This window comes from Paenibacillus sp. Z3-2 (genome assembly GCF_054161325.1).
Window position 1 is genome coordinate 5,799,544 of record NZ_CP096397.1, and the last position, 10,122, is coordinate 5,809,665.

Annotated in this window: 15 protein-coding genes; all 15 read right to left on the minus strand. The window is 45.1% G+C overall.

The genetic code is table 11. The features are described from left to right. Nucleotides 1-35: 35 nt before the first annotated feature. The gene (gene rpmC, locus M1D71_RS26020; RefSeq protein ID WP_017692083.1) at nt 36-233 is read right to left on the minus strand and encodes a 50S ribosomal protein L29; all 198 of its coding nucleotides are present in this window, start codon (nt 231-233) and stop codon (nt 36-38) included. Continuing rightward, the gene (gene rplP, locus M1D71_RS26025; RefSeq protein ID WP_017692082.1) at nt 223-657 is read right to left on the minus strand and encodes a 50S ribosomal protein L16; all 435 of its coding nucleotides are present in this window, start codon (nt 655-657) and stop codon (nt 223-225) included. Before rplP ends, rpmC begins: the two co-directional genes overlap by 11 nt. A gap of 2 nt (nt 658-659) precedes the next feature. Further along, a complete protein-coding gene (rpsC, locus tag M1D71_RS26030; RefSeq protein ID WP_076216858.1) occupies nt 660-1,325 on the minus strand; it encodes a 30S ribosomal protein S3 in 666 nt (221 codons plus the stop codon). A 15-nt stretch (nt 1,326-1,340) separates the two neighbouring features. After that, a complete protein-coding gene (gene rplV, locus M1D71_RS26035; RefSeq protein WP_024633583.1) occupies nt 1,341-1,673 on the minus strand; it encodes a 50S ribosomal protein L22 in 333 nt (110 codons plus the stop codon). Between the two features lie 35 nt (nt 1,674-1,708). Continuing rightward, complete coding sequence (gene rpsS, locus M1D71_RS26040) at nt 1,709-1,987, minus strand: 30S ribosomal protein S19 (protein ID WP_301249827.1); 279 nt, start codon at nt 1,985-1,987, stop codon at nt 1,709-1,711. 71 nt (nt 1,988-2,058) lie between these two features. Next, the gene (rplB, locus tag M1D71_RS26045; protein WP_024633585.1) at nt 2,059-2,889 is read right to left on the minus strand and encodes a 50S ribosomal protein L2; all 831 of its coding nucleotides are present in this window, start codon (nt 2,887-2,889) and stop codon (nt 2,059-2,061) included. Between the two features lie 30 nt (nt 2,890-2,919). Continuing rightward, complete coding sequence (rplW, locus tag M1D71_RS26050) at nt 2,920-3,210, minus strand: 50S ribosomal protein L23 (protein ID WP_017692077.1); 291 nt, start codon at nt 3,208-3,210, stop codon at nt 2,920-2,922. Further along, on the minus strand, nt 3,210-3,833 hold the full coding sequence (gene rplD, locus M1D71_RS26055) for a 50S ribosomal protein L4 (protein ID WP_017692076.1): 624 nt from the start codon (nt 3,831-3,833) through the stop codon (nt 3,210-3,212). The genes rplW and rplD overlap by 1 nt, the downstream gene beginning before the upstream one ends. A 25-nt stretch (nt 3,834-3,858) precedes the next feature. Beyond that, nucleotides 3,859-4,482: a 50S ribosomal protein L3 gene (rplC, locus tag M1D71_RS26060; RefSeq protein ID WP_458124242.1), complete on the minus strand. Its 624-nt coding sequence runs from the start codon at nt 4,480-4,482 to the stop codon at nt 3,859-3,861. Between the two features lie 46 nt (nt 4,483-4,528). Beyond that, a complete protein-coding gene (rpsJ, locus tag M1D71_RS26065) occupies nt 4,529-4,837 on the minus strand; it encodes a 30S ribosomal protein S10 (RefSeq protein WP_017692074.1) in 309 nt (102 codons plus the stop codon). A gap of 437 nt (nt 4,838-5,274) precedes the next feature. Beyond that, nucleotides 5,275-6,465: an elongation factor Tu gene (tuf, locus tag M1D71_RS26070; protein WP_062836181.1), complete on the minus strand. Its 1,191-nt coding sequence runs from the start codon at nt 6,463-6,465 to the stop codon at nt 5,275-5,277. Between the two features lie 95 nt (nt 6,466-6,560). Beyond that, nucleotides 6,561-8,639 carry an elongation factor G gene (gene fusA / locus M1D71_RS26075; protein WP_124118838.1) on the minus strand — a complete coding sequence of 693 codons (2,079 nt, stop codon included), beginning with the start codon at nt 8,637-8,639 and terminating at the stop codon, nt 6,561-6,563. 49 nt (nt 8,640-8,688) lie between these two features. Further along, nucleotides 8,689-9,159, minus strand: a complete 471-nt coding sequence (gene rpsG / locus M1D71_RS26080; RefSeq protein WP_017692071.1) for a 30S ribosomal protein S7 — start codon at nt 9,157-9,159, stop codon at nt 8,689-8,691. An 87-nt stretch (nt 9,160-9,246) separates the two neighbouring features. Next, nucleotides 9,247-9,669, minus strand: a complete 423-nt coding sequence (gene rpsL / locus M1D71_RS26085; RefSeq protein WP_017692070.1) for a 30S ribosomal protein S12 — start codon at nt 9,667-9,669, stop codon at nt 9,247-9,249. Nucleotides 9,670-9,822: 153 nt separating this feature from the next. Further along, nucleotides 9,823-10,071: a ribosomal L7Ae/L30e/S12e/Gadd45 family protein gene (locus M1D71_RS26090; RefSeq protein ID WP_458124243.1), complete on the minus strand. Its 249-nt coding sequence runs from the start codon at nt 10,069-10,071 to the stop codon at nt 9,823-9,825. Between the last annotated feature and the right edge of the window lie 51 nt (nt 10,072-10,122).

Here is a 10,122-nt window from a genome sequence, read left to right on the forward strand (position 1 = left end):
CCTGATTACGGACGGATTGTCCATCCTATCCCTAATTAACCGATTCCCAATTCTCTCTCACGGATAATGGTTTTAGCACGAGCTATTTCTTTCCGCACATCACGAATGCGAGTCGGGTTATCCAGCTGACCGGTAGCTAATTGAAAGCGGAGGTTAAAGAGTTCTTCTTTAAATCCGGCAATCTTTTGCTCGATTTCAGCAGAGGTTAGGTTGCGAAATTCACTAGCTTTCATTTGCTTCACCACCCAATTCTTCACGTTTCACGAACTTCGTTTTGATTGGCAGTTTGTGAGCGGCAAGACGCATTGCTTCGCGTGCAATTTCCTCCGGTACACCAGCAAGTTCAAACATGATCTTACCTGGTTTCACTACTGCAACCCATTTTTCTACGTTACCTTTACCGCTACCCATCCGAACCTCGAGAGGCTTTTGAGTGATTGGTTTGTCTGGGAAAATTTTGATCCAAACTTTACCACCACGTTTGATGTAACGAGTCATCGCAATACGAGCCGCTTCGATCTGACGGTTCGTAATCCAAGCCGGTTCCGTAGCTTGCAGACCGTATTCGCCAAAGTTCAGAGTTGTTCCGCCTTTAGCTTGGCCTTTCATATGTCCACGTTGTTGCTTACGGTGTTTTACGCGTTTTGGTACCAACATGATTAGTTGCCTCCTTCCTTAGCAGCTTGTTTCTTAGCCGTAGGAAGAACCTCTCCACGATAGATCCATACTTTTACGCCGATACGTCCGTAAGTAGTATGAGCCTCTGCTGTACCATAGTCAATGTCAGCACGCAGTGTGTGCAGTGGAACAGTTCCTTCGCTGTAGCCTTCAGAACGTGCGATCTCAGCACCGCCAAGACGTCCGCCTACTTGAGTTTTGATACCTTTAGCACCGGAGCGCATAGTTCTTTGAATTGCTTGTTTCAGAGCACGACGGAAAGAAACACGACGTTCCAATTGTTGTGCAATGCTTTCAGCTACAAGAACAGCGTCCAAGTCTTGGTTCTTAATTTCAGAAATGTTGATGTGTACTTTTTTACCGCCAGCAATTTTCGTAATTTGGTTACGAAGATTCTCAACTTCCGAACCACCCTTACCAATAACCATACCTGGTTTAGCAGTGTGAATCGTTACGTTTACGCGGTTAGCCGCTCTCTCAATTTCTACACGAGATAAAGCGGAGTCTTTCAATTTATTTTTCAGGAATTCACGAATTCTCACGTCTTCCATCAAAAGATCACCGAAGTCTTTGCCTGCATACCACTTAGATTCCCAGTCACGGATAATTCCGACACGGAGTCCGACTGGATTTACCTTTTGGCCCACACATTTCCCCTCCTTCTACTTCTCAGATACCACCAAAGTAATGTGGCTAGTACGTTTGTTAATACGACTTGCACGTCCCATTGCACGAGGGCGGAAACGTTTCATTGTCGGTCCTTGGTTCACGTAAGCTTGCGAGATAACCAAGTTGTTAACATCCAAAGAATAGTTATGTTCCGCATTCGCAATAGCGGAGTTAAGCAACTTCTCAACGATTGGAGAAGCGGATTTCGGAGTGTGACGGAGAATGGCAACCGCCTCACCTACTTGCTTGCCGCGAATCAAGTCAACAACGAGTTGAACTTTACGAGGAGCAATCCGGATAAACTTAGCATGTGCTTTTGCTTCCATTGTGTAACCTCCTCTCAAACATTAAAGATGTTCATTTATCTTCTTGTTTTCTTATCATCATCAGTATGGCCTTTGTACGTACGGGTTGGAGCGAACTCACCCAGTTTGTGTCCGACCATGTCCTCAGTTACATACACTGGCACGTGTTTACGACCATCGTAAACGCCAAATGTGTGTCCGATGAATTGCGGGAAAATTGTAGAACGACGGGACCAGGTTTTGATTACGTTCTTCTTACCTGAAGTTTCCATCTCTTCTACCTTTTTGAGCATGTAGCCATCAATGAATGGCCCTTTTTTCAAACTGCGACCCATGTGGAGATCCTCCCTTCAAACGTAGCTATTATGCATCCGCAGATGCCTCACGAAGTTATGCACAGTGTGTATTACTTCGTGCGGCGGCGAATGATGTATTTATCAGAAGCTTTATTTTTCTTACGCGTTTTGTAACCAAGAGTAGGTTTACCCCATGGTGACATTGGCGATTTACGTCCGATTGGAGCACGACCTTCACCACCACCGTGTGGGTGATCGTTAGGGTTCATTACTACACCACGAACCTCAGGACGTTTACCCAACCAACGGCTACGACCGGCTTTACCGATTTTGATGAGCTCGTGGTCTTGGTTACCAACAGATCCGATTGTCGCGCGGCAAACTTTCAAAATACGACGAACTTCTCCGGAAGAGAGACGAACGGAAACGTATTTTTCTTCTTTACCAAGCAATTGAGCTTCTGTACCAGCAGCACGAACCAATTGTCCGCCTTTACCTGGTTTCAACTCGATGTTGTGGATAACGGTACCTACCGGAATGTTTTCGAGTGGCAGTGCGTTACCGATTTTGATGTCTGATTCCGGTCCGGAGAATACTTGATCTCCAACTTTCAAACCTTTAGGAGCGATGATATAACGTTTCTCACCATCAGCATAGTGAATCAGAGCGATGTTAGATGTACGGTTCGGGTCATACTCAATCGTAGCAACGCGGCCCGGTATTCCATCTTTAGTACGTTTGAAGTCAATGATACGGTATTTACGTTTGTGTCCACCACCATGGTGACGAACTGTAATTTTACCTTGGTTGTTGCGGCCTGCTTGTTTGCTCAACGGGGCCAACAACGATTTCTCCGGCTGATCTGTGGTGATTTCCTCAAATGTTGAAACGGACATATTCCGTCTTGCCGGGGATGTTGGTTTATACTTTTTGATTGGCACTGGGTTTCCCTCCTTACTTCAAAAATTCAATTATACAGTTTCAAAGAACTCAAGCGTTTTGCTGTCTTTTGTAAGCGTTACAAACGCTTTTTTCCATTCGCTAGTATATCCGGAATAACGTCCGTACCGTTTTGGCTTAGCTGGAACACGAAGCGTGTTCACGTTTTTCACTTTTACATTGAAAATAGCTTCTACTGCCTTTTTGATCTCGGTTTTGTTTGCACGGATATCGACTTCAAATACATATTTCAAGTCGTTCATCATGTCAGCAGTACGTTCCGTAATAATCGGACGTTTTACAATATCACGAGGATCCTTCATTACGCGAGCACCTCCTCTACCTTCTGAACTGCTTCTTTCGTAATGATCAATTTGTCGTGCGAAAGCACGTCAAGAACATTAATGCCGTCAGCAGCTACGAATTTCACGCCTGGAATATTCCGTGCGGAAAGAGCTACATTATCATCATAGCTAGGAGCTACGATCAAAGCTTTACGTCCCACTTTGAGGTTACTCAAGATGGCTGCAAATTCTTTAGTTTTAGGCGTGCTCAACGTGAGAGCGTCCAAAACGATAATGTCATTGTCAAGCACTTTGGATGAAAGGGCTGATTTGATCGCCAAGCGGCGAACTTTCTTAGGCAGTTTATACGCATAGCTCCGTGGTGTTGGACCAAATACGATACCGCCGCCTTTCCATTGTGGTGAACGAATTGAACCTTGACGAGCGCGACCTGTACCTTTTTGTTTCCAAGGCTTACGTCCACCGCCACGTACTTCAGAACGTCCTTTTACTTTGTGGGTACCTTGACGCAGGGAAGCGCGTTGCATAAGAACTGCATCGTACAGAACGTGTTGGTTCGGCTCAATTCCGAAAACCGCATCGTTCAATTCAACTTCACCTACTTGGCTACCATCTACATTGTAAACTGATACTTTTGGCATTTTGTGTTCCTCCTTTCTTCAGTGGTTATTTTTTCACCGTTTCTTTAACTCTGATGAGACTGTTTTTCGGTCCAGGAATGGAACCTTTCACGAGCAACACGTTACGTTCAGCGTCTACTTTAACTACTTCAAGACGTTGGATTGTAACAGTATCATGTCCCATGTGTCCTGGCAGGCGTTTGCCTTTAGGAACGCGGTTAGCTTGGATCGAACCCATTGAACCTGGGCCACGGTGGTAACGCGAACCGTGTGACATAGGTCCAGTGCTTTGTCCCCAACGTTTGATAACGCCGGCAAAACCTTTACCTTTAGAAATACCCGTTACGTCAACGAATTCGCCTTCAGCGAAAATGTCAGCTTTCAGTTCTTGGCCAACTTCATATTCAGCGATGTTGATACCGCGAACTTCACGAACGTAGCGCTTAGGGGCAGTGTTCGCTTTTTTAGCGTGACCTGCTTCTGGCTTGTTAGCATTTTTCTCTTTCTTATCGGAGTAACCGATTTGAATTGCTTCGTAGCCATCATTCTCAATGTCTTTCTTTTGCAAAACAACACAAGGGCCTGCTTCGATAACCGTTACTGGTACAACGTTACCCTCAGGTGTAAATACTTGAGTCATTCCGAGTTTTTTTCCTAAGATTGCTTTCATGTTGACACCTCTTTTCCTTTATACATGGTCTTTGTCGTAGCCTATATTACAATTTAATTTCGATATCTACACCGGACGGCAGATCCAAGCGCATCAAGGCATCCACAGTTTGTGGAGTCGGGTTAACGATGTCGATCAAACGCTTATGTGTGCGTTGTTCGAATTGCTCCCGAGAATCCTTGTACTTGTGCACCGCACGAAGAATAGTAATGATTTGTTTTTCAGTAGGAAGCGGAATCGGACCGGATACACCTGCACCCGAACGTTTTGCTGTTTCAACAATTTTCTCCGCGGATTGATCAAGAATTCTGTGGTCGTAAGCTTTCAAACGAATACGAATTTTTTGCTTTGCCATTTTAGTCCCTCCTTCTATCGCCCAATTTTTTATCGGACATACTCCGTGAAAATTTTCTAGCCACTGTCCCATGGCAAAGGGGCCGGGTGTGCCAGTAACCTCTCACATCATCGCAACGTCACAGAACAACATTCATTATTATATAGAAAAGATGGGCGTATTGCAAGCATATTTAAGAAAAACATTTAAACTTATCTTTTCTGATGAAATGACTTCGTTTACTGCAGTGTTTATCTTCAATATCCAGGCTGCCTTGCCAATCCTTCTAAACTCGTAAATGATGTTCATTTCGCATGACGCAGGTTCCGAAACTTTACACATAATAAAAGAGTTCTTTATCCGATGTCGGATAAAGAACTCTTCCGAAGCTTCGTTACAATACACTGTTACTCGTTCCAGTACACTGTTGCATATGCTTTATTCAGCGTTAAGCTAAATTATTTTTGGATAGATGCTACGGAACCGGCACCTACTGTACGTCCGCCTTCACGAATGGAGAACTTAGTTCCTTCTTCAATCGCGATTGGGGAGATCAGGGAAACAGTAACAGTGATGTTATCACCAGGCATTACCATTTCAGTACCTTCAGGCAAGTTGATGATGCCTGTTACGTCAGTTGTACGGAAGTAGAACTGTGGACGGTAACCTGTGAAGAATGGTTTGTGACGTCCGCCCTCTTCTTTAGTCAGAACGTAGATTTGAGCTGTGAATTCTGTGTGAGGTTTAACAGAACCCGGTTTAGCCAAAACTTGGCCACGCTCGATGTTGTTACGGTCAACACCACGAAGAAGTGCTCCGATGTTGTCACCAGCTTGAGCGGAATCCAGCAATTTGCGGAACATCTCAACGCCTGTTACAACAGATTTTTTAGTTTCTTCAGTGATACCAACGATTTCGATCTCTTCGCCGACTTTAACAGTACCACGCTCTACACGGCCAGTAGCAACAGTACCACGACCAGTGATGGAGAATACGTCCTCGACAGGCATCAAGAAAGGCTTGTCAGTTTGACGCTCAGGCAGTGGGATGTAAGTGTCGATCTCTTTGAACATCTCAACGATTTTTTGAGCCCACTCACCATCAGGGTTAGCCAATGCTTCACGAGCGGATCCACGAGTGATTGGAGTATCGTCACCTGGGAACTCATATTCGTTAAGAAGGTCGCGAACTTCCATCTCAACCAATTCCAACAACTCTTCGTCTTCAACCATGTCACATTTGTTCAAGAATACAACAATGTAAGGTACGCCTACTTGACGGGAGAGCAAGATGTGCTCACGAGTTTGTGGCATTGGGCCGTCAGCTGCGGATACTACCAAGATAGCTCCGTCCATTTGTGCCGCGCCAGTAATCATGTTTTTAACATAGTCGGCGTGACCTGGGCAGTCTACGTGAGCGTAGTGACGAGTGTCAGTTTCGTACTCAACGTGTGCTGTGGAGATAGTGATACCGCGCTCGCGCTCTTCTGGAGCTTTGTCGATTTGGTCGAATGCTACAGCAGCACCACCGTAAGTTTTGGACAATACAGTTGTGATTGCAGCAGTCAGAGTTGTTTTACCGTGATCGACGTGACCGATAGTACCGATGTTAACGTGGGGTTTATTACGTTCGTATTTAGCCTTTGCCATTTGAACGTGGCCTCCTTAAAATTATAATTTTATGTTTTCACTGAATGAAGTGCTCCGAATTGAATTCTTATGCACTTGCATCCAGTGTGAGAAAACTACTCGGTGCCTTTTGTTTTGGCAACGATTTCTTCAGCGATGCTCTTAGGAACTTCTTCATAGTGAGAGAGTTCCATGGAGAATACGCCGCGTCCTTGAGTACCGGAACGAAGAGTTGTAGAGTAACCAAACATTTCAGACAAAGGTACCTTAGCACGGATGATTTGAGCTCCACTACGGGAATCCATACCTTCGATGCGGCCACGACGGGAGTTCAACATACCCATTACGTCACCCATGTACTCTTCTGGAACAGTTACTTCTACTTTCATGATAGGCTCAAGCAGAACTGGTTTACACTTGTCTTTAGCCGCTTTAAGCGCCATAGATCCGGCAATTTTAAATGCCATCTCATTGGAATCGACATCATGGTAAGATCCGTCTACAATTGTAGCCTTAACGTCAACAAGCGGGAAGCCTGCAATAACGCCGTTTTTCATTTGCTCTTCAATCCCTGACAGTGCAGGTTGAATGTATTCTCTTGGTACGGAACCACCGACAACCTTACTTTCGAACTGGCTGCCTGTACCCGGCTCGAGAGGTTCGAATTCAACCCATACGTGACCGTATTGACCACGACCACCGGATTGACGTACGAATTTACCTTCAACGCGCGCTGGAGCACGGAATGTTTCACGGTAAGCTACTTGTGGTTTACCCACAGTAGTTTCAACCTTGAACTCACGACGCATACGGTCGATAATGATATCAAGGTGAAGCTCACCCATACCTGCCAAGATTGTTTGACCTGTTTCTTCGTCAGTATGAGCGCGAAGAGTTGGATCCTCTTCAGTCAACTTACCGAGAGCAACACCCATTTTATCTTGGTCAGCTTTGGTTTTAGGTTCAACGGCGATTTCGATAACCGGATCAGGGAAGTTCATTGACTCCAGGATAACCGGATTTTTCTCATCACATAGTGTATCACCTGTACCCGTATCTTTCAAACCTACGGCAGCTGCAATATCACCGGAGTAAACTTCAGTGATCTCTTGACGGCTGTTCGCATGCATTTGAAGGATACGACCGATACGCTCACGTTTGTTTTTAGTAGCATTCAATACATATGAACCGGATTGAAGAACACCGGAGTATACGCGGAAGAATGTCAATTTACCAACGTAAGGGTCAGTCATGATTTTGAATGCCAATGCGGAGAATGGCTCTTCATCAGAGGACTTACGAACTGCTTCAGTTCCATCTTCAAGATGACCAGTGATTGATGGTACATCTGTTGGAGCTGGCAAGTAGTCGATAACAGCGTCCAACATCAGTTGAACACCTTTGTTACGGTATGAGGATCCACAGATAACTGGGAAGATCTTAACATCTACAACACCTTTACGAAGTACGGATTTGATCTCATCAATTGTGATCTCTTCGCCTTCCAGGTATTTCATTGTCAAATCTTCGTCCAGTTCAGCAACGCGCTCAATCAACTCGTTGCGAAGTTCTTCAACTTGATCTGCAAATTCTGCAGGAATGTCGGTTTCTTCGATATCTTGTCCAAGATCATCTTTGTACATATGAGCTCTTTGTGCAACGATATCGATGATACCTTTGAAATCATTTTCAGCGCCGATTGGAAGTTGAATCGCAACAGCGTTCGCTTGAAGGCGATCACGCATGTCAGATACAACGTTCAGGAAGTCAGCACCGATGATATCCATTTTGTTAACATATGCGATACGAGGTACGCCGTACTTGTCAGCCTGTCTCCATACGGTTTCGGACTGAGGCTCAACGCCTTCTTTCGCACTGAATACACCAACTGCTCCGTCCAATACACGAAGGGAACGTTCAACTTCAACAGTGAAGTCAACGTGTCCCGGGGTATCAATAATATTAACGCGGTGGCCTTTCCAAGCAGCGGTAGTTGCAGCGGAAGTAATCGTAATTCCGCGCTCCTGTTCCTGTTCCATCCAGTCCATTGTCGCAGCGCCTTCGTGTACTTCACCGATTTTGTGCGTACGTCCTGTGTAAAACAGGATCCGCTCAGTTGTCGTGGTTTTACCCGCATCAATATGAGCCATGATCCCGATATTACGTGTATTTTTCAAGGAGAACTCTCTAGCCATGAAATGGGTCTCCCTTCAAAATTGAAGTTTTTTTATTGTGAACTGAATCCTACCAACGGTAGTGAGCAAACGCTTTGTTCGCTTCAGCCATTTTGTGCGTATCTTCACGTTTTTTAACGGAAGCGCCTGTGTTGTTGGAAGCGTCGATGATCTCAGCCGCCAAACGCTCTTCCATTGTTTTCTCACCGCGGTTGCGGGAGTAGTTCACGAGCCAACGTAATCCCAAAGCAGTACGTCTCTCTGGTTTCACCTCGATTGGTACTTGGTAGTTGGCACCGCCGACACGGCGAGCTTTAACTTCCAGGACTGGCATGATATTCTTGATTGCTGCTTCAAACACTTCCATCGGGTCATTACCCGTACGTTCTTGAATCAACTTGAACGCATTATACAGAATGCTTTGAGCAACACCGCGTTTTCCGCCGATCATGATGCGGTTGATTAAACGAGTAACCAACTTGCTGTTGTATAACGGATCAGGCAACACGTCTCTTTTCGTAACTGGACCTTTGCGTGGCATGGATATCCCCCTTTCTTTCTTGTTCAGCAGACCCTGTACCTTCCAGACCTAAGCCAGAAGGCTTTCAGGTTCTCTGCTTATAATGGTTTAGGCTTTTTTAGCTTTTGGACGTTTTGCACCGTATTTCGAACGAGCTTGCATACGGTTGTTTACGCCTGCAGTATCGAGAGCTCCACGAACGATGTGATAACGAACTCCTGCAAGGTCTTTAACTTTACCTCCGCGGATCAATACCACACTGTGCTCTTGAAGGTTATGTCCGATTCCCGGGATATAAGCAGTAACCTCGAGACGGTTCGTCAAACGAACACGGGCATACTTACGAAGTGCAGAGTTTGGTTTACGTGGAGTCATTGTACCTACACGAGTGCAGACACCACGTTTTTGTGGGGCACTGATGTTAGTAGATTCACGTTTCAAAGCGTTGAATCCTTTTTGCAAAGCTGGAGATTTTGACTTCTCAACTTTTGCTTGACGTCCTTTACGAACCAGTTGATTAATAGTTGGCATGTGATTGCCACCCCCTTCCTCAAATATTCATGTTTCTTTATAAACCTCTTTTCGCTAAGTCCACAGACCCAGGCGGTTCATAAAAAGACAAATGAAAAGTTTTTGCCTTGGAGAATCCTTAAAAGTTCTCGGACAAAAACGTTCCTTACACTATCATTTTACGACAGCAGCCATAGCTGCTCCCACTCCAATCCCGCAAGCTTTGCCGAGATTTTTCATTGTATCCACTTTCGTGCATTTCACATTGTGTTGTTCACACAGTGCAATGATTTTGGAAGTGAGCTGCGGATCACTATCTTCTGCGACATAGACTTCGGAAGCCAAACCTGTCTGCACCATCCGCATGGTCTGTTTGGTACCTATTTTGACATGAGCATCTTGCAAGGCTTTTTCATTAGACATTGTGTATTCCTCCGAATAGAACCATGTACAATCAGCTGCCCACGCACCTTT

Coding starts and splice junctions, on each gene's coding strand:
- rplV (WP_024633583.1), bottom strand. CDS start 1,673: ATGGAAGCAAAAGCACATGCTAAGTTTATCCGGATTGCTCCTCGTAAA.
- rplC (WP_458124242.1), bottom strand. CDS start 4,482: ATGAAAGCAATCTTAGGAAAAAAACTCGGAATGACTCAAGTATTTACA.
- rplD (WP_017692076.1), bottom strand. CDS start 3,833: ATGCCAAAAGTATCAGTTTACAATGTAGATGGTAGCCAAGTAGGTGAA.
- rpsS (WP_301249827.1), bottom strand. CDS start 1,987: ATGGGTCGCAGTTTGAAAAAAGGGCCATTCATTGATGGCTACATGCTC.
- rplP (WP_017692082.1), bottom strand. CDS start 657: ATGTTGGTACCAAAACGCGTAAAACACCGTAAGCAACAACGTGGACAT.
- rpsL (WP_017692070.1), bottom strand. CDS start 9,669: ATGCCAACTATTAATCAACTGGTTCGTAAAGGACGTCAAGCAAAAGTT.
- rpsG (WP_017692071.1), bottom strand. CDS start 9,159: ATGCCACGCAAAGGTCCAGTTACGAAAAGAGACGTGTTGCCTGATCCG.
- tuf (WP_062836181.1), bottom strand. CDS start 6,465: ATGGCAAAGGCTAAATACGAACGTAATAAACCCCACGTTAACATCGGT.
- rpsJ (WP_017692074.1), bottom strand. CDS start 4,837: ATGGCAAAGCAAAAAATTCGTATTCGTTTGAAAGCTTACGACCACAGA.
- fusA (WP_124118838.1), bottom strand. CDS start 8,639: ATGGCTAGAGAGTTCTCCTTGAAAAATACACGTAATATCGGGATCATG.
- rpmC (WP_017692083.1), bottom strand. CDS start 233: ATGAAAGCTAGTGAATTTCGCAACCTAACCTCTGCTGAAATCGAGCAA.
- M1D71_RS26090 (WP_458124243.1), bottom strand. CDS start 10,071: ATGTCTAATGAAAAAGCCTTGCAAGATGCTCATGTCAAAATAGGTACC.
- rplW (WP_017692077.1), bottom strand. CDS start 3,210: ATGAAGGATCCTCGTGATATTGTAAAACGTCCGATTATTACGGAACGT.